Origin of the sequence: Pseudomonas sp. UMAB-08, from assembly GCF_900095225.1 — a bacterium.
In the GTDB taxonomy this organism is placed as follows: domain Bacteria; phylum Pseudomonadota; class Gammaproteobacteria; order Pseudomonadales; family Pseudomonadaceae; genus Aquipseudomonas.
On sequence record NZ_LT607426.1, the window covers coordinates 118,086 to 135,951 of the forward strand.

Consider the following 17,866-nt stretch of genomic DNA (forward strand, 5'->3'; position numbering starts at 1 on the left):
GACTGACCTCTCCCAAGGTCATAACGCAGCGACCGCAGGCTTGAATTTGCATTGGGCCAAGGGTGACATGATCGTCCTGGTGCGCCACGTGGAGCGCTGCGACCACTCCACCGCGCCTTGCCTGAGCGGGACAGACGGCATCACGGTACGCGGCAAGGATGTGGCGCAACAGGTTGGGCTGCAATTCCACACCCTAGGGCTGGAAAGAACAGACATCTACAGCAGCCCCGTGACCCGAGCCGCGCAAACGTCGACCTTTATGTTCAATTACGCCAGCGCCAATGAAGAATGGCTGTCCAACTGCCGCCAAAACATCGTGCGCGATGCCCTTCAACACAAAGTGAAAGACCGTAATCTTATTCTGGTCACCCACAGCGAATGCATCAGCCAGTTCGAGAAAGACATCAAATTGCCAGCGTCCGGAACCCCGGGTTATGGGTCTGCACTCTTCGTCACCGTGGATGAAAATGCCCCCCTGCCGCACGCACTCGGCTTTATTGATGCCAATGATTGGTCTAAAGTCCTGCGCAATTGAATTTGCATCAGGAATAAACAGTGGTTTTGCCTTCTCGCTCTGAGTTTTATCTGTGGAATATCGGCCTGCCGATAGTGTTGGCCATTCTGGTGTTCATGGTGTTCGACATGACCCAGATCGATGTGACGTTAAGCAATTTACTTTACGACCCGGTCAACCACACCTTTCTGTTCGGACATAACGCGTTGTTTGAGCGCATCACCCACAAATGGGCGCGGATCATCCCGGACTGGGTGGGTGAAACGGTCATTATCGGCTCGATTCTTTCGTTCATATGGCCGCTCTTCAACGCCGAGAAACATGCCCGGCTGATCGGCTTCCTGGAAAAAATCAAAGTCGCGCCAGTGCTCAGGTTTGCAAGGCGGCACAGGCGCGACTTTCTGTATCTGCTGGTTGCCTTCTCCATCAGCACAGGCTGCATCCATTACCTGAAAAGCCACACCAGCGTGTACTGCCCGGTCGAGACCACGTTATATGGTGGGGAAATCGAGAAAAAGGAATGGTTCGAGAATTTCACCCTCACGCAAAAAGCGGGTGACGGACGTTGCTGGCCCGGTGGCCATGCCTCCAGCGCCTTGACCCTGATCGCCCTGTATTTCGTTGCACGACGGTACCGCTGGCGGCACGCGAAAAAGCTGCTGGGCTGGATTCTATTTCTGGGTTTCGTCTACGGCACAACGCGCGTCTTGCAAGGCTGGCATTACATGTCCCACACCTTCTGGTCGGGGATTTTCATGTGGCTGACGTCGTTACTGACCGGGCTGGCGTTCTATGGCAGCGCAAGGCTTTCACAACCTGTTCTGCAAACGGATCCGGCAGTTCAAGCGCTGCGTCCTGAGTGAGCAGGCCTCCCTACTGAACGGGGAGCCCTTAAGAAAACGCAGACCATAAAAAACCCCGCATTTGCGGGGTTTTTTTGTACTCAATACACTTACAGGAAGCTGTAGGTGTAGTTGAAGATCAGACGAGTCTGGTCTTGCGAAGCAATACCAGTGCCGTCGCCACGGTAAGTACCTTGACGCAGGGTAGTACCGAAGCCTTTGAGGTAACCGGTCTGGATGACGTAATCCACACGCATGTCACGCTCCCACTCGGAGTGCTCTACGCCGCTGAGTTTTGCATCCTTGATATTGTCGCCACGCAGGTAGGAAATCGATGCTTTCAGACCTGGGATACCGGCCCGTGCGAAGTCATACGAGTACTGACCGAACGTGGTGTCCTCGCCAGCGCGAACGAAACCGTTGATCACGGAGTCAGTGAACAGGTAGAAGCTAGGGCCGCCGTTACCTTCGTTAGTGCCAGCGGCGTTGCCAGTTGTCGTAACGCTACCTTGGTTCAGGTAGACGAAGCCGCCGTTGGAGCTAACACGCTGGTGACCGAGCAGGAATGCGTTTCCGCCCAGCTGGTACGTGAACATCGCACTCCAGGTGTTGTTATCGACTTCGCCTTTGTTCTTGGCGTAACCACCGTTGTTGTTGAAGGCGTAACCAGCGGTATCGCTGCTGTTTTTGCCATCGGAGCTGCTGTTGAAGTAGCGCAGGTCAGACTTGAACGACTGATCTTCACCGATTGGCATTACGTGTACCAAACCGAGGAAGTGCTGCTTGTAGAAGTCTTCCAGGTTTGCGTAGTAGTACTGCAAGGTCAGGTCTTTAGTGACCTTCCAGTCAGCACCGCCAAAACGGAACTGGTTGCTGTCCATCGTGGCGCCGTTAACCGACATGCCAGTGCTGTTGGTTGTTGCACGACCGGTGGTGTGCTCCAGCTGACCGCCGACAAATGTCACGTTGTCGAGATCTTTGGAGGTGACGATGCCACCTTCGTAGTTCGCCGGCATTACACGGCTGTCGTTAGCCAGCAGAATTGGCAGTTGTGGGAACAACGCGCCACCCACGTGCAATTCTGTTTTGGAATAACGGAACTTGACGTTTGCACCACCACGGGTCAGAGAGTGGACAGCAGAGCCGTCGTCGTCGCTTGGCCAGAAGGTGTTGTTGTCTGGGTGGTGGCCTGGGCCGCCATCGAGGTGAAGACCGTAAATCGCCTGAGCATCAACGCCGACGCCAATCACACCTTGTGTGAAGCCGGAAATGTAGTCGAGCTTCAGGGCTTCAGCCGTTTCGCGCTGGTCAGCACCGCCAGAATGGTTGTCGTTGTTGAAGAAGAATGTGCGCGAGCTGAGGTTCAGCTTGCTGTCTTCCAGAAAACCAGCAGCACCGGCTTGTTGGGCCAAAACCCCTACTGCGATGGCCAAAGCCAAGGTGGACTTGTTCATTGTTTCGCTCCTCGTGTATCTAATTTTTGTATTTCCACGGGTCTTGAGACAGACGGCTCAAGCCCGCAGATGCGCGATTAGCGCCAGACCCGACCTATTGAGTCAATGGTTACTGGTCGCTTCGAGACTAATTGATTAGACCGCGTGTGCGGTTCACTGCACGGTAATCAAAAATTCATCAACCTAAAAGGTATTACTCAATATTTTTTAGATCATCGAGCTATAAGTGACAAACTGTTTCCGCTCGTCGAGCCGGAGTGTATCGACCTCACAACTTAATTCCCAAAAATATTTCGGCGCGTTTTCCGGCAGGGCATCAGTTTTTTCCCGCCGAATCGTCGACGCTCAGACCGACTGGTCACCGAATGGCCAAGCAAGACTAAAGGATTAGAAGTTTTTGCTCCCGCCCGGACTCCCCGACCAGCCACACATAAAGTCACACTTTTATGACTGGATGATGACACCTGGCCACTCAGCCACCTTTCTCAGAGCAACTCCCTTCATAAGCTAATGCCAATAAGTTATTTACTTAATGTTTCTTAGATCATTTAGTCTCGATTTCAGTCGAACCCCGGCCGCTGATCTGGAGCTTTTTAAATGAAACTACACACCTCTTTACGCGTGTTGGCGGCCTTGACCCTGGCTGGCGCAACTTTTTTTGCTCACGCTGCGGACTTTACCGTCGCCTACCAAACCACCGTCGACCCGGCCAAAGTTGCGCAGGCCGAGGGGGCTTATGAAAAGGCCACCCACGCCAAGATCGACTGGCGCAAATTCGACAACGGTGCCGACGTCATCACCGCCATCGCCTCGGGCGACGTGCAGATCGGCTACCTCGGCTCAAGCCCGCTGACCGCTGCGGCTACGCGTAAATTACCGGTCGAAACCTTTTTGATCGCCACCCAGATTGGCGCCGCTGAAGCGTTGGTCGTGCGCAACGGTTCAGGCATCAATTCGCCCCAGGACCTGATCGGCAAAAAAGTCGCTGTACCGTTCGTGTCCACCGGCCACTACAGCCTGCTGGCGGCGTTGAAACACTGGAATATCGACCCGTCCAAGGTGCAGATCCTCAACCTCGCTCCACCTGCGATAGCGGCAGCCTGGAAGCGCGGCGACATTGACGCCACCTACGTTTGGGACCCGGCGCTGGGTGTTGCCAAGGAAACCGGCAAAGTGCTGATCACTTCCGGCGAACTGGCCAAGCTCGGCGCCCCGACGTTCGATGCGTGGATCGTGCGCAAAGACTTCGCCGCCAAGCACCCGGAAATCGTCAGCGCATTCGCCAAGGTCACCCTCGACGCCTACGCCGACTACCGCAAAGACCCGGCCGCCTGGCTCGCCAACAGCGGCAATGTCGACAAGCTGGTGAAATTGTCAGGCGCAAAACCTGCTGACATTCCCGTGCTGCTACAAGGCAACGTGTACCCGCTGGCGGCTGATCAGGTTGTCGCGCTGGGCGCACCGACCATCGACGCGGTAACCAAGACGGCTGCGTTCCTCAAGGAGCAAGGCAAGGTCGATGCCGTACTGGCCGACTATTCCCCCTACGTAAGCGCCAAGTTCATCACTCAATAATCAGTCAGGGATTCTTGTCATGGCCTTATTAGAGCTGGAGCGCATCAGCGCACAGTACCCCGGCGCGGTCGAGCCGGTACTGGCGGATATTTCCCTGAGTCTGGGCCCGCAGCAGTTGCTGGTCGCACTCGGTCCGTCCGGCAGTGGCAAGACTTCGCTGTTGAATTTGATCGCCGGCTTCGTCGAGCCCAGCACCGGGCGCATTACCCTTGATGGCGTTGCCGTCAAAGGCCCGAGTGCCGAGCGCGGCGTGGTGTTTCAGGACGATGCCCTGCTGCCTTGGCAGAATGTCCTGGCCAACGTTGCCTTCGGCCTGCAACTGGCGGGAGTGCCACGCACACAACGTGAATCCAAAGCGCGGGAAATGCTGGCGCTGGTGGACCTCGCCGGGTTCGAGCAGCGGCGTGTCTGGCAGCTGTCTGGCGGGCAAAAGCAACGCGTTGGCCTGGCCCGTGCCTTGGCCGCCGACCCGCGAGTATTGCTGATGGACGAACCCTTCGGCGCCCTTGATGCGTTTACCCGCGAGCAGATGCAGGAGTTGCTCCTGCAAGTCTGGCAACGCACCGCCAAACCGGTGTTCCTGATCACCCATGACATTGAAGAAGCGGTGTTTCTCGCCACCGATTTGATCCTGCTGGCACCCCATCCGGGGCAAATCGTCGAGCGCCTGCAACTGGACTTCGGTCAGCGTTACGCGGCGGGTGAATCGGCGCGCGCAATCAAATCCGACCCACGATTTATCGAGACCCGCGAGCACGTCCTGTCCCGGGTCTTTTCTCAACGCAGTATCCCGACATGGGAGCAGCGCGCATGAGCAGCTACGAATTACCGGCCCTCGCAAAGGCCAGCAATAGCCCCTCCACCCTCGTCCCCCTGCGCCGCAGCCTGAGCACCCGATGGATCAGCGTTCTGACCCTGGTCACCCTCCTGACGATCTGGTGGACGGTCACAGCGGCCGAGTGGATCGAACCCTTGTTCCTGCCGCCACCGTCGGCGGTGCTGGAAAAAGGCTGGCTGCTGGCAACCAAGGGCTACATGGATTCCACGCTCTGGCAGCATCTGGGCGCCAGCCTGCAACGCATCGGCCTGGGTCTGGGTTTCGCTGTGCTGACGGCCATTCCAATCGGCATCGCGATCGGTCATAACCGGATCGCCCGAGGCATCTTCGATCCGCTTATCGAGTTCTACCGGCCCATTCCACCGCTGGCGTACCTGCCATTGATCGTGATTTGGTGCGGCATTGGCGAGCTGTCCAAAGTGTTGTTGATCTATCTGGCGATTTTTGCGCCGATTGCGATCGCCACCGCTACCGGCGTGCGCACCGTAGACCCGGCGAAAATCCGCGCCGCGCAATCGCTGGGGGCAACGCGCTGGCAGCTGATTCGTCATGTGATCCTGCCCAGTGCCCTGCCGGACATTTTGACCGGCGTGCGCATCGGTCTGGGAGTGGGCTGGTCAACGCTGGTTGCGGCTGAACTGATCGCCGCCACCAGTGGCTTGGGCTTTATGGTCCAGTCGGCCGCGCAGTTTTTGGTCACCGACGTGGTGGTGCTGGGCATTCTGGTGATCGCGCTGATCGCTTTCGCCATGGAAATGGGCCTGCGCGCCCTGCAACGCAAGCTGGTGCCATGGCACGGTCAGGCTCACTAACCCGTAGGAGATAAGCCGCTTTAAGGCAGGAATACTGCGTGACGTCATGCGCGAAGGGCGGGAAATGCATCACTTTGGGAACTTGCAGCGCCTGGATGCGCAAATTATGTGCAGGAATACCGATGAAGAAACCGACCGCAACTTTCCGCACCCTGATTCTAAAATCACGAAAAACCCCGGTTTTAAAGGCCTGAACAACGAAAACCAGCCTTTCCACTCAAACTGGCACGCCACCTGCAATAGGTTAAGTAACACCAGTTTTGGGGACCTTGGTACAGGCAGGCCGGGGATTCCCCTCTTTTATTCCTCCCGGAGACTGATCTCCAGTCTCCAGCGCCCGTCCACCTTTGCACCGCGCCAGTCGCCGTGCAATGGACGGGCCGCCAGCAGGTTCAGCAACAAACCCTTGTCACTGCGTTGTACCCTCCAGCGAACATCCTTCCCGTTAAGCTTGAACGCCCCTCGCTGCGCCACGCCGTGCACGTTGAACAGCAATGCAACCGCCCCCTCGATCTCTTCGCCATGCACCTGCGGCTCGTCGTTGAACCACACGGCCAGCCCGTTGGGCAGCGGCTCGATTTGTTGCAGCTCCAGCGGGTCGGGAGCGGTCAAACGGCCGATCATCAGACCCACCATGACCCCGACAATCGCCATAGACCCAAGAACTCGCGGCCAGAGCTTCGGTCTCGGGTCCTCTTCAGGGGTAGAATGCAGCCCGTCTTTCAGTTCGGAGCCGTGCATGTTTCACGTCATCCTTTTTCAACCAGAAATTCCGCCGAATACCGGCAACATCATCAGGCTGTGCGCCAATAGCGGCTGCACCCTGCATTTGATCGAGCCGTTGGGCTTCGAACTCGACGACAAGCGCCTGCGCCGGGCCGGACTCGATTATCACGAGTACGCCACCCTGCATCGCCATGCCGACCTGCCCAGCTGCCTGGAAAGCCTTGGGCACCCACGGCTGTTCGCTTTTACCACAAAAGGCTCACGCCCTTTCCACCAAGCGGCCTTCGAAAAAGGCGACGCCTTTCTTTTCGGCCCGGAAAGCCGTGGCCTGCCAGCGGACATACTCGACGCCCTGCCAAGCGATCACCGCCTGCGCCTGCCGATGCGTGAAGGCTGCCGCAGCCTGAACCTGTCCAACACCGTGGCCGTGGCCGTGTACGAAGCCTGGCGTCAGCTGGATTTCGCCTAAGTACGCGCCATAAAAAAGCGCCCCGAGAGGCGCTTTTTCAATCCTGGCGTATTCGCTTACTGCACAGTCTGGCCTTCACCCGACTCTTGCATACGGGCCAGCTCTTGCGCGTACAACGCGTCGAAGTTGACCGGTGCCAGCATCAGCGCAGGGAACGAACCACGCACGACAAGGCTGTCGATCGTTTCGCGAGCATACGGGAACAGGATGTTCGGGCAGAACGCGCCGAGCGTGTGGCTCATGGCGGCTGCGTCCAGACCCTTGATCAGGAAGATCCCGGCCTGCTGCACTTCAACGATGAAGGCTACTTCGTCGCCGTTATTAACGGTGACGGACAACGTCAGGACCACTTCATGGAAGTCGCCTTCCAGAGATTTTTGACGGGTGTTCAGATCCAGGCTGACGCTTGGAGTCCATTCCTGGCGAAAAATCGCCGGGCTTTTCGGGGCTTCGAACGACAAGTCACGAACGTAGATGCGCTGCAGGGAAAACTGCGGAGCTTCATCTTCGGTTGCTACACCGCCGTTGGTCGGTTGGTCAGTCATCTTAGATCCTTCTTACTTTTAAGGTCTTGTAGGGTTTCGGATTCAAGCCTGAAGCAGCGCATCCAGCTTACCGGCGCGCTCCAGGGCAAACAGGTCATCGCAACCGCCCACATGCAAGGCGCCAATCCAGATTTGCGGGACTGACGTGCGCCCGGCTTTCTTGGTCATGTCGGCACGAACTTGCGGCTGGCCATCGACTTTGATTTCTTCGAAGGCCACACCTTTGTTCTGCAGCAGCTGCTTGGCGCGCATGCAGTAAGGGCACCAGTCGCTTGAATAGACGATGACATCAGCCATTTTATTTCACCAAAGGGAGGTTATCGGCGCGCCAGGAGGAAATACCACCCGACAGCTTGGCTGCAGTGAAGCCGGACTTGAGCAATTCACGCGCAGTGGCGCCAGCGTGCTGGCCCATGGCATCGACAATGATCAGGGTCTTGGCCTTGTGTTTTTCCAGCTCGGCGATACGAGCGATCACCTTGTCCTGCGGGAAGTTCAGTGCGCCAACGATATGGCCTGCCGCGAAATCCTTGGCGTTACGCACATCGATAACCACGCCCTGATCGCTGTTGACCAGCGACGTCAGCTCACGGGTACTGAGGCTGCGGCCGCCTTTGCTCAGCTCGTATGCGATCAGCAGAGCCAACAGAACGACGAAAGCGCCAGTGAGCAAATAGTGGTTAGTGGCAAATTCAATCAGGTGAGCAACCATCAGTAGGTTCCAGGGCGTTAAAATGTCGGCCAGTATACACAGCACCCAAGGTCGGCCAAAGCCCGTAAGGCAGTGACGCCGTTTGAACTTGTCCTTAAAATGCCGATCTTTTTAAAGTTACTTCACTAGCCACGAGTGGGTTCTTATGACTGCCACACCAAAACCTTTGGTCCTGATCATCCTGGACGGCTTCGGTCACAGCGAGAGCCACGAGGGCAACGCCATTTATGCAGCAAAGATGCCGGTCCTCGACCACTTGTACGCGACCCGGCCCAACGGCCTGATTTCAGGCTCAGGAATGGATGTCGGCCTGCCGGACGGCCAGATGGGCAACTCTGAAGTCGGGCACATGAACCTCGGCGCTGGCCGGGTGGTGTATCAGGACTTCACCCGCGTGACCAAAGCGATCCGCGATGGCGAGTTCTTCGAGAATCCGACCCTCTGTGGCGCAGTGGACAAAGCCGTCAGTGCGGGCAAAGCCGTGCACATCCTGGGGCTGCTGTCCGACGGTGGTGTACACAGCCATCAGGACCATCTGGTCGCCATGGCCGAATTGGCAGCCCAACGCGGCGCTGAAAAAATCTACCTGCACGCCTTCCTCGACGGTCGCGATACACCGCCGCGCAGCGCCACGTCATCACTGGCGCTGCTGGACTCGACGTTCGCCCGCCTGGGCAAAGGCCGCATCGCCACGATCATTGGCCGCTACTTCGCCATGGACCGCGACAATCGCTGGGACCGCGTCGCCTCTGCCTACAACCTGATCGTCGACGGCCAATCCGAATTCCAGGCCGCGAACAGCCAGGCCGGGCTTGAAGCCGCTTACGAGCGTGGCGAGAACGATGAGTTCGTCAAAGCCACCCGCATTGGCGAGCAGGTCAAGGTCGAAGACGGCGACGCCGTGATCTTCATGAACTTCCGCTCCGACCGCGCCCGCGAACTGACCCGGGTTTTCGTCGAAGATGACTTCAAGGACTTCGAGCGCGCACGCCAGCCGAAACTGGCTGACTTCGTCATGCTGACCCAATACGCAGCGAGTATTCCGGCGCCCTCGGCCTTTGCCCCCGGCAGCCTGAATAACGTGCTCGGCGAATACCTGGCGAAAAATGGCAAAACCCAGCTGCGCATTGCCGAAACCGAGAAATACGCCCACGTCACCTTCTTCTTCTCGGGCGGCCGCGAAGAACCGTTTCCTGGCGAAGAGCGCATCCTGATCCCGTCGCCACAGGTCGCCACGTATGACTTGCAGCCAGAAATGAGCGCGCCGGAAGTCACCGACAAGATCGTCGATGCCATTGAAAACCAGCGCTTCGACGTGATCGTGGTCAACTACGCCAACGGCGACATGGTCGGCCATAGCGGGATCATGGCCGCCGCGATCAAGGCAGTGGAATGCCTGGACGTGTGCGTTGGCCGGATCGTGACGGCGCTGGAGAAGGTCGGAGGTGAAGCATTGATTACCGCCGACCACGGCAACGTCGAACAAATGTCGGACGAATCCACAGGTCAAGCGCACACCGCCCATACCACCGAACCCGTGCCGTTCATTTATGTGGGCAAACGCGACCTTAAAGTCCGTGACGGTGGGGTGCTGGCCGATGTTGCACCGACCCTGTTGCTGTTGATGGGCCTGGAAAAACCGGAAGAGATGACCGGTCATTCGATCCTTGTTCCCCGATAAACAGCAGCAAAAGGCTCTAAACCGGCGCGTTTAAAAACCACATCGCCGGTTAATTGTCCGAAACGCCTCAAAGCAGTCGCCTTGAGGCGTTTTTTTTGCGGCTCGCGGCGGGCATACTAGGCTTTGTTCATCCTCTTTCCTTGGTGTCGCCCGCCCCATGCTTCGCGCCCTGATCGTCCTTGCTCTCACGTGTTTGCTCAATCCGGCGTTTGCCGATGAGCGCGCGCAAACCCAACAACAGCTGGATGCTGCGCGCAAGGATGTTACCGAGCTGAAAAAGCGCCTCGGTGAATTGCAGCAGGAAAAATCCGGCGTGCAGAAAGACCTGCGCGGCACAGAAACCGAGATGGGCAAGCTGGAAAAGCAGGTGGAGGCCCTGCAAAAGGAACAAAAAAAGACTGAAAGCGAGCTGCAACGGCTCGACCAAGAGAAAAAAAAACTCCAAAGCGCACGCGTTGAACAACAACGATTGATCGCGATCCAGGCCCGAGCCGCGTATCAGAGTGGCCGCGAGGAATACCTCAAGCTGCTGCTCAATCAGCAGAATCCGGAAAAATTCGCGCGCACCCTGACCTACTACGATTACTTGAGCCAGGCCCGCCTCGCTCAACTGCACGGTTTCAATGAAACCCTGCGCCAGCTGGCCAACGTCGAAAAAGACATCGACCTGCAACAGGCACAGTTACTGGTGCAAAGAAGCACGCTCGACAGTCAGCGCGAAGAACTGGACAAGGTTCGCCAGGAGCGCCAACAGGCGCTGGCCAAGCTCAACCAGGACGTGAAAGCCCGCGATCAGAAACTGCAGACTCGCCAACAGGAACAGGCCGATCTGGCCAATGTCCTGAAAACGATTGAAGAAACCCTGGCCCGACAGGCGCGCGAGGCTGAAGAAGCCCGACAGAAAGCCTTGATCGCCCAGCAGGAAGCGGAAAAACAGCGCCAGCGTGAAGAGCAGGCCCGCGCCCTGGCGAAAAACAGCAGCAGCAAAAAAAGCGCTGAAGACGATGACGAGGCCCCGGTAAAACGCCCGGTCAAAGCCCCTGGCGTGCTGGTTTCCAGTGCTGGCGTTTCCTACGGCGGACCTTTTGCCGAGGCTCGCGGCAAACTTCCATGGCCTGTCGATGGTCGACTGTTGGCGCGTTTCGGTGAAACCCGCGGCGATGACGCTCGTACCAAGTGGGATGGCGTAATGATCAGCGCCGCGGCAGGCAGCCAGGTGCATGCCGTGCATGGCGGCCGCGTGGTGTTCGCCGACTGGTTGCGCGGTGCGGGGCTTCTGGTCATTCTCGATCACGGCAACGGCTTTTTGAGTTTGTACGGCCACAACCAGAGTCTGCTTAAAGACGCTGGCGACATTGTTAAAGCCGGCGAAGCTATTTCCACTGTAGGCAACAGTGGGGGCCAGGACACACCGGCGTTGTATTTCGCTATTCGTCAGCAGGGTCGCCCAAGTGATCCAGCGCAATGGTGCCATGCTCAAGGGTAAGCACTACTTTAGGTTTAGGAGTACGTTAGACATGCTGCATTTGTCCCGCCTCACCTCGCTGGCCCTGGCTATTGCCATCGTTATCGGTGCTCCTCTGGCGCAAGCCGCCGAAGCCGTCAAGCCCGCAGCCGCCGCCTCTTCGGCAGGCGCCAAGGCACCGTTGCCGCTCGAAGAGCTGCGCACCTTCGCTGAGGTCATGGATCGGGTCAAAGCCGCCTATGTCGAACCCGTAGACGACAAGACGCTGCTGGAGAACGCCATCAAAGGCATGCTCAGCAACCTTGATCCGCACTCCGCTTACCTTGGCCCGGAAGACTTCCTTGAGCTGCAGGAAAGCACCAGCGGCGAGTTCGGGGGGCTGGGTATCGAAGTTGGCATCGAAGACGGCTTTATCAAAGTGGTCTCGCCTATCGACGACACGCCCGCCTCCAAGGCTGGCATCGAGGCGGGCGACCTGATCGTCAAGATCAATGGCGCGCCGACCCGTGGTCAGACCATGCAGGAAGCGGTCGACAAGATGCGCGGCAAGATCGGTGAAAAAATCACCCTGACCCTGATTCGCGAAGGCGGCAACCCATTCGACGTGACCCTGGCGCGGGCAACCATCCAGGTCAAGAGCGTCAAGTCGCAGATGCTGGAAAGTGGCTACGGCTATATCCGCATCACTCAATTCCAGGTGAAGACCGGCGAAGAAGTCAGCAAGGCCCTGGCCAAGCTGCGCAAAGACAACGGCAAGAAGATGAACGGCCTGGTCCTCGACTTGCGTAACAACCCTGGCGGCGTGCTGCAAGCGGCCGTGGAAGCGGCCGACCAGTTCTTGACCAAGGGCCTGATCGTTTACACCAAAGGCCGTATCGCCAACTCCGAACTGCGCTTCTACGCCGACCCGGCCGACGCCAGCGAAGGCGTACCGTTGGTGGTCTTGATCAACGGTGGCAGTGCTTCAGCCGCTGAAATTGTTGCGGGCGCTTTGCAGGATCAGAAGCGCGCCATACTGATGGGCACCGAAAGCTTCGGTAAAGGTTCGGTGCAAACCGTCCTGCCGCTGGCCAATGACCGCGCGATTAAAATCACCACCGCGCTGTATTACACGCCCAATGGTCGCTCGATTCAGGCTCAGGGCATCTTGCCGGACATCGAAGTGCGTCGCGGCAAATTGACCAGCGAAGTGGATTCCGAGAACTACAAGGAAGCCGATCTGGCGGGTCACCTGGGTAACGGCAATGGCGGCGCGGACAAACCGACCACCAAGGCATCGGCCGGGAAGAAAGCGCGTCCACAGGACGATGACTTCCAGCTGAACCAGGCACTGAGCCTGCTTAAGGGCTTGAGTGTCACCCGCGGCAACTAGTGTCATGCGCTTATGGCTGCTACTGACGCTTTCATGCAGCCTGATCGGCGTTGCCCACGCAACGCCGGTTGAGCCTGAAAAGCCCCCCGGCCCACCGAGTGTTGCCTACCTCAGCCTGATCATCGATGACCTCGGGCAGAATCCGGTACGCGATCATCGGGCCCTGACGCTTCCAGGCCCGGTCACGCTGGCCGTCATGCCGGATACACCCCACGCTGCCGACTTTGCTCGCGAGGCCCATCGCGCGGGCAAAACGGTCATCTTGCACATGCCCATGGACCCGGCGACCGGGCCCTTCGCCTGGCATCCCGAACTCCCGCTTGCCGAACTGGAAAAGCGCCTGAGCGCGGCGCTCCTTGCCGTGCCTTACGCGGTGGGGATCAACAACCATATGGGCAGCCGCATGACCGCCGAACCACAGGCCATGACGTGGCTGGTGGCTGAGCTGCAACGCCGTCATCTGTTTCTGCTCGACAGCCGCACCAGCGCCAACACCGTGGCCGCCGCCGAGGCGCAACGCATCGGTCTGGCCAGTCTTTCGCGGGATATTTTTCTCGACGATGAACGCACAACCGCAGCCATCACCGCTCAGTTCGAGGCGGCAATCAAACTGGCGCACAAACAAGGTTCAGTGGTGATGATTGGTCACCCCTACCCGATGACCCTCGACGTCCTGGAACGCGAGCTGCCACGCCTGAAAGCGCAAGGCATCCAATGGATCGACCTGCGGCGGATGATCAGCGTGCGTGGCAATCAGGCGACGGCCGCGCACGGCAAGAATGGGATCTATCGCTGACAGCGCACCTGGCCCGTCGCGATAGCGGCCGTTACAAATAGCGCCCGAAAATCTCGCCAATCAGCCCTTCGGCGCGCATCTGATCCAGCGCTTTCTGCAGTTTGGCAACGATTTCATCAGGGACGTCTTTGTTCAGCGCCAGGAACAACTCGGCGCTGTTGAAGCGCAGCACGGTTTTGAGACCGGTAACGCCTTCCTCACGAGCCAGATAGCGACCCGCAGGATCACCCGTGGCCCACAGGTCAATCTGCCCGTCGACCAGCTTCTTCGCGTTGTCCTGATCGCGTAACACCACGATAGGATTCATGCCCTCGGCGGTTAGCTGTTCGGCAATCGCGTCACCCTTGTAGGCGCCGATCCGGTACTGCTTCGCTTGCGGCAGTGTCGTCAGCTCAATCGGGCTGTCGCCGCGAGCGAGCATGATCCAGTCGTCCGGGCCGATGGGGCCGACCCATTTGAAGAGCTTTTCACGCTCGGGCAGGCGCGCGGTGACGAACACGCCGTAACCGGGTTTTACCATCGCAAGCTTGTAGATACGGTCCCACGGGAAGCGCAGGGTCATGCTGTAGCCAACCCCTGCGCGCTTGAAGGTCTCGCGCAGAATCTCTGCGGCAATGCCCTTGATCCTGTCTTCGGGAGCGAAGTTCTTGCCGTCGACCGCCATGTTGTAAGGCGGGAAATTTTCGGTCAGCAAGACCACTGAATAGGCGGAGGGATCCCTACCGGAGGCGCCTTGAGCCGGGGCGGCCTCACCGTGGGCGAGACCTGCCAGCAAAGCACCAGCACTTACGAACGCAACAAGAAGACGTTTCAACACGTGCATCACCCCTATCCTTGGCAACGCCCAGAGTGCAGTGCGTCACGGCTGATGTCCAGTGGACATCAGCCGGCTGGCTTAGCGGACCACGATACCGCGCTTGGCCATATAGGCTTTTGCTTCCGGAATAGTGTATTCGCCGAAGTGAAAGATGCTCGCTGCCAACACCGCGCTGGCGTGCCCTTCCAGTACGCCAGCGGCCAGATGCTCCAGATTGCCGACACCGCCAGACGCGATCACCGGAATACCCAGCGCGTCGCTGATCGCCCGCGTCACACCCAGGTCGAAACCGTTTTTCATGCCGTCCTGATCCATGCTGGTCAGCAGGATCTCACCAGCACCGAGGTCTTCCATCTTTTTCGCCCACAGCACGGCATCCAGACCCGTTGGCTTGCGCCCGCCGTGAGTGAAGATTTCCCAACGCGGCGTTTCGCCCGGCAAAGAGACTTTTTTGGCGTCGATGGCAACCACGATGCATTGCGAACCGAAGTGCGCGGCCGCTTCGCCGACGAAATCCGGGTTGAACACCGCAGCCGTGTTGATCGAGACCTTGTCTGCACCGGCATTCAGCAGGTTGCGGATATCCTGCACGGTGCGCACGCCGCCGCCGACGGTCAACGGGATGAACACCTGACTGGCCATGCGCTCAACGGTGTGCAGCGTGGTATCACGCCCGTCGACACTGGCGGTGATGTCGAGAAAAGTGATTTCGTCCGCGCCCTGCTCATCATAAAGACGGGCAATTTCCACCGGGTCACCGGCGTCGCGGATGTTTTCGAACTTGACGCCTTTGACCACTCGACCGTTGTCGACATCGAGGCAAGGGATGATGCGTTTCGCCAGCGCCATGAGTTGCTCCTTAGCCTTGGTAGCTGTCGCAGAAGGCTTGAGCCTCTGCTACATCGAGTGTGCCTTCGTAGATCGCCCGTCCGGTGATTGCACCGATGATGCCGGGGGCTCTGGCGTTGAGCAGGGTCTTGATATCGCCCAGATTATGGATGCCGCCCGAAGCGATCACCGGAATCCGCGTCGCCGCAGCCAGCGCCGCCGTGAAGGTTACGTTGCAGCCCTGCATCATGCCGTCTTTGGCGATGTCGGTATAAACAATGGCAGCCACGCCGTCCGCTTCAAAGCGCTTGGCCAGATCGATCACCTGAATGGTGCTGATTTCAGCCCAGCCGTCAGTGGCGACGAAGCCGTCTTTGGCATCCAGACCGACGATGACTTTGCCGGGGAACGCGCGGCAGGCCTCGGCAACGAACTCAGGTTCTTTGACTGCCTTGGTGCCGATGATCACGTAGCTGACGCCAGCCTTGATGTAATGCTCGATGGTTTCCAGCGAGCGAATGCCGCCGCCAATCTGGATCGGCAACTGCGGGTAGCGCTTGGCGATTGCAGTCACCACCTCGCCGTTGACTGGCTGGCCTTCGAACGCGCCGTTCAAATCGACCAGATGCAAACGACGGCAGCCACCCTCTACCCACTTGGCAGCCATGCTCACCGGGTCATCGGAGAACACCGTGGAGTCTTCCATGCGGCCTTGGCGCAGACGCACACAGGCACCGTCTTTAAGATCGATAGCGGGGATAATCAGCATCTGGAAAACCTTCAAATTCAGTAGTTCAGCATCGCTCGGAAATCAGTTTTTCTCGAGCGCCCACACGTCGCTTTCGATGCTCTCGAACCTCTCTTTGAGGTGCGTCTGCACATCGAAAATCGCCCTGTTGTAATAATGCGGAGCAATTTCGCGGGTAAACAGTTCGAGGATTTCACCTGCCTCGAACGAACCAAGATCCAGCTCGAAGCGCTCCTCCATGAAGCGCTTGATCTTGTGATTCGCCTCACGTTCCTGTTCGGGCGTGAGGGTCAAGATCGGCGGCTTGGTCTTCTTGCTCATTACCAGCGACCATCCCAGGCGGCGAAGTTCTGCAACAGTTGCAGGCCATGGGTATGGCTCTTCTCCGGGTGGAACTGCACGGCAAACCGCGAACCGTCAGCCAGCGCGGCAGCGAAATCGACGCCATAGTGCCCGCGCCCAACGACTTGCCGCTGGTTGGCGGCATCGATGTAGTAGCTGTGCACGAAATAGAAACGCGCCATGTCCGGGATGTCATGCCACAGCGGATGATTCACCGACTGAGACACTTCATTCCAGCCCATGTGCGGCACTTTCAGGTGCTCGCCGTCTTCATGCAGGTCCTTGCCGAAGAAACGCACCTGGCCTGGAAACAGACCGATGCAATCAACGCCGCCGTTCTCTTCACTGCGATCAAGCAAGGCTTGCATGCCGACGCAGATGCCGAGGAATGGCCGATCCTGACTGACTTCGCGCACCAGCTCATCGAAACCCAGGCGACGAATTTCCGCCATGCAATCGCGGATCGCGCCGACGCCGGGGAATACCACCCGGTCAGCCTCGCGAATCACCGTGGCATCGCTGGTAATCAGCACCCGGCCGGCGCCGACATGTTCCAGTGCCTTGGCAACCGAGTGCAGGTTGCCCATGCCGTAATCGATAACCGCGACCGTCTGCATCAGAGCACGCCCTTGGTCGAAGGCATCTGCCCGGCCATACGGTCATCAAGCTCTATCGCCATGCGCAGGGCACGACCAAAGGCTTTGAACACGGTCTCGATCTGGTGGTGGGTATTGTGCCCACGCAGATTGTCGATGTGCAGCGTGACGTTGGCGTGATTGACGAAGCCCTGGAAGAACTCCTGGAACAAGTCCACATCGAAGCCGCCCACGGTGGCGCGGGTATACGGCACATGCATCTGCAAGCCAGGGCGGCCGGAGAAGTCGATGACCACGCGCGACAGTGCTTCATCGAGCGGCACATAAGCGTGGCCGTAACGACGAATGCCTTTCTTGTCGCCAATCGCTTTGCTAAAGGCCTGACCCAAAGTGATACCGACGTCTTCCACCGTGTGGTGGTCGTCAATAGCGAGGTCGCCTTTGCATTCGATATCCAGGTCGATCAGCCCGTGTCGGGCGATCTGGTCGAGCATGTGCTCAAGGAAGGGAACACCGATATCGAATCGGGCCTTTCCGGTGCCATCCAGGTTGATCGAGGCTTTGATCTGGGTTTCCAGAGTGTCGCGCTCGACGGACGCCTTACGTTCGGCCATCACCAACTCCGCAAAATCATTGGGCGAAAAAGGCGAGCATTATAGGCCCAGAACCGGCTGGCATGAAGCAAACAGAAGCAGGGAAAGGAATATCACGGGTGCAACCGGTCGGATGCACCC

21 protein-coding genes are annotated in these 17,866 nt (G+C 58.3%); 10 read left to right on the plus strand and 11 right to left on the minus strand.

From position 1 onward, the window contains the following. Positions 1-535 (plus strand): histidine phosphatase family protein (locus tag K0F75_RS19720; protein WP_257604442.1); only part of this gene is annotated, 535 nt, incomplete at its 5' end. A gap of 20 nt (positions 536-555) precedes the next feature. Next, positions 556-1,377: a phosphatase PAP2 family protein gene (locus K0F75_RS19725; protein WP_219063650.1), complete on the plus strand. Its 822-nt coding sequence runs from the start codon at positions 556-558 to the stop codon at positions 1,375-1,377. Positions 1,378-1,466: 89 nt separating this feature from the next. On the opposite strand, the gene K0F75_RS19730 is transcribed toward K0F75_RS19725, so the two are convergent. Continuing rightward, positions 1,467-2,810 carry an OprD family outer membrane porin gene (locus K0F75_RS19730; RefSeq protein WP_219063651.1) on the minus strand — a complete coding sequence of 448 codons (1,344 nt, stop codon included), beginning with the start codon at positions 2,808-2,810 and terminating at the stop codon, positions 1,467-1,469. A gap of 597 nt (positions 2,811-3,407) precedes the next feature. Here K0F75_RS19730 and tauA point away from each other — a divergent pair. The 3 genes from tauA to tauC are packed head-to-tail and all read left to right on the plus strand — an operon-like array spanning position 3,408 to position 6,035. Continuing rightward, a complete protein-coding gene (tauA, locus tag K0F75_RS19735; protein WP_219063652.1) occupies positions 3,408-4,385 on the plus strand; it encodes a taurine ABC transporter substrate-binding protein in 978 nt (325 codons plus the stop codon). Between the two features lie 19 nt (positions 4,386-4,404). Then, the gene (gene tauB, locus K0F75_RS19740) at positions 4,405-5,199 is read left to right on the plus strand and encodes a taurine ABC transporter ATP-binding subunit (RefSeq protein ID WP_219063653.1); all 795 of its coding nucleotides are present in this window, start codon (positions 4,405-4,407) and stop codon (positions 5,197-5,199) included. Further along, positions 5,196-6,035 (plus strand): taurine ABC transporter permease TauC, encoded by an 840-nt coding sequence (tauC, locus tag K0F75_RS19745; RefSeq protein ID WP_219063654.1) that lies wholly within the window; start codon positions 5,196-5,198, stop codon positions 6,033-6,035. The genes tauB and tauC overlap by 4 nt, the downstream gene beginning before the upstream one ends. Before the next feature lie 300 nt (positions 6,036-6,335). On the opposite strand, the gene K0F75_RS19750 is transcribed toward tauC, so the two are convergent. Continuing rightward, on the minus strand, positions 6,336-6,776 hold the full coding sequence (locus K0F75_RS19750) for a hypothetical protein (protein ID WP_219063655.1): 441 nt from the start codon (positions 6,774-6,776) through the stop codon (positions 6,336-6,338). Here K0F75_RS19750 and trmL point away from each other — a divergent pair. After that, positions 6,775-7,230: a tRNA (uridine(34)/cytosine(34)/5-carboxymethylaminomethyluridine(34)-2'-O)-methyltransferase TrmL gene (gene trmL, locus K0F75_RS19755; protein WP_219063656.1), complete on the plus strand. Its 456-nt coding sequence runs from the start codon at positions 6,775-6,777 to the stop codon at positions 7,228-7,230. The genes K0F75_RS19750 and trmL overlap by 2 nt on opposite strands. A gap of 56 nt (positions 7,231-7,286) precedes the next feature. On the opposite strand, the gene secB is transcribed toward trmL, so the two are convergent. From secB to K0F75_RS19770, 3 genes are read right to left on the minus strand one after another with little or no spacing between them, the layout of a single operon-like run. Further along, the gene (gene secB, locus K0F75_RS19760; protein WP_219063657.1) at positions 7,287-7,775 is read right to left on the minus strand and encodes a protein-export chaperone SecB; all 489 of its coding nucleotides are present in this window, start codon (positions 7,773-7,775) and stop codon (positions 7,287-7,289) included. Positions 7,776-7,817: 42 nt separating this feature from the next. Beyond that, the gene (grxC, locus tag K0F75_RS19765; RefSeq protein ID WP_219063658.1) at positions 7,818-8,072 is read right to left on the minus strand and encodes a glutaredoxin 3; all 255 of its coding nucleotides are present in this window, start codon (positions 8,070-8,072) and stop codon (positions 7,818-7,820) included. A 1-nt stretch (position 8,073) separates the two neighbouring features. Beyond that, positions 8,074-8,487 (minus strand): rhodanese-like domain-containing protein, encoded by a 414-nt coding sequence (locus K0F75_RS19770; RefSeq protein WP_219063659.1) that lies wholly within the window; start codon positions 8,485-8,487, stop codon positions 8,074-8,076. 145 nt (positions 8,488-8,632) lie between these two features. On the opposite strand from K0F75_RS19770, the gene gpmI reads away from it, so the two are divergent. The 4 genes from gpmI to K0F75_RS19790 all read left to right on the plus strand — a co-directional run bounded on the left by gpmI (position 8,633) and on the right by K0F75_RS19790 (position 13,801). Further along, positions 8,633-10,168 (plus strand): 2,3-bisphosphoglycerate-independent phosphoglycerate mutase, encoded by a 1,536-nt coding sequence (gene gpmI / locus K0F75_RS19775; RefSeq protein ID WP_219063660.1) that lies wholly within the window; start codon positions 8,633-8,635, stop codon positions 10,166-10,168. Positions 10,169-10,325: 157 nt separating this feature from the next. Continuing rightward, on the plus strand, positions 10,326-11,654 hold the full coding sequence (locus K0F75_RS19780) for a murein hydrolase activator EnvC (RefSeq protein WP_219063661.1): 1,329 nt from the start codon (positions 10,326-10,328) through the stop codon (positions 11,652-11,654). A gap of 31 nt (positions 11,655-11,685) precedes the next feature. Then, a complete protein-coding gene (locus K0F75_RS19785; RefSeq protein WP_219063662.1) occupies positions 11,686-13,005 on the plus strand; it encodes a S41 family peptidase in 1,320 nt (439 codons plus the stop codon). A gap of 4 nt (positions 13,006-13,009) precedes the next feature. After that, on the plus strand, positions 13,010-13,801 hold the full coding sequence (locus K0F75_RS19790) for a divergent polysaccharide deacetylase family protein (protein ID WP_219063663.1): 792 nt from the start codon (positions 13,010-13,012) through the stop codon (positions 13,799-13,801). A 31-nt stretch (positions 13,802-13,832) separates the two neighbouring features. Here K0F75_RS19790 and K0F75_RS19795 read toward each other — a convergent pair whose 3' ends face one another. The 6 genes from K0F75_RS19795 to hisB form a co-directional block, all read right to left on the minus strand. Further along, positions 13,833-14,618 (minus strand): ABC transporter substrate-binding protein, encoded by a 786-nt coding sequence (locus K0F75_RS19795; RefSeq protein WP_257604446.1) that lies wholly within the window; start codon positions 14,616-14,618, stop codon positions 13,833-13,835. Between the two features lie 78 nt (positions 14,619-14,696). After that, positions 14,697-15,467, minus strand: coding sequence for an imidazole glycerol phosphate synthase subunit HisF (gene hisF / locus K0F75_RS19800; RefSeq protein WP_219063665.1), 771 nt, complete (start codon positions 15,465-15,467; stop codon positions 14,697-14,699). A gap of 10 nt (positions 15,468-15,477) precedes the next feature. Further along, the gene (hisA, locus tag K0F75_RS19805; RefSeq protein ID WP_219063666.1) at positions 15,478-16,215 is read right to left on the minus strand and encodes a 1-(5-phosphoribosyl)-5-[(5-phosphoribosylamino)methylideneamino]imidazole-4-carboxamide isomerase; all 738 of its coding nucleotides are present in this window, start codon (positions 16,213-16,215) and stop codon (positions 15,478-15,480) included. A gap of 42 nt (positions 16,216-16,257) precedes the next feature. Next, positions 16,258-16,515 carry a DUF2164 domain-containing protein gene (locus tag K0F75_RS19810; RefSeq protein WP_219063667.1) on the minus strand — a complete coding sequence of 86 codons (258 nt, stop codon included), beginning with the start codon at positions 16,513-16,515 and terminating at the stop codon, positions 16,258-16,260. Continuing rightward, positions 16,515-17,153, minus strand: coding sequence for an imidazole glycerol phosphate synthase subunit HisH (hisH, locus tag K0F75_RS19815; RefSeq protein WP_219063668.1), 639 nt, complete (start codon positions 17,151-17,153; stop codon positions 16,515-16,517). The genes K0F75_RS19810 and hisH overlap by 1 nt, the downstream gene beginning before the upstream one ends. Beyond that, positions 17,153-17,746, minus strand: coding sequence for an imidazoleglycerol-phosphate dehydratase HisB (gene hisB / locus K0F75_RS19820; RefSeq protein ID WP_219063669.1), 594 nt, complete (start codon positions 17,744-17,746; stop codon positions 17,153-17,155). Before hisB ends, hisH begins: the two co-directional genes overlap by 1 nt. Positions 17,747-17,866: the final 120 nt, after the last annotated feature.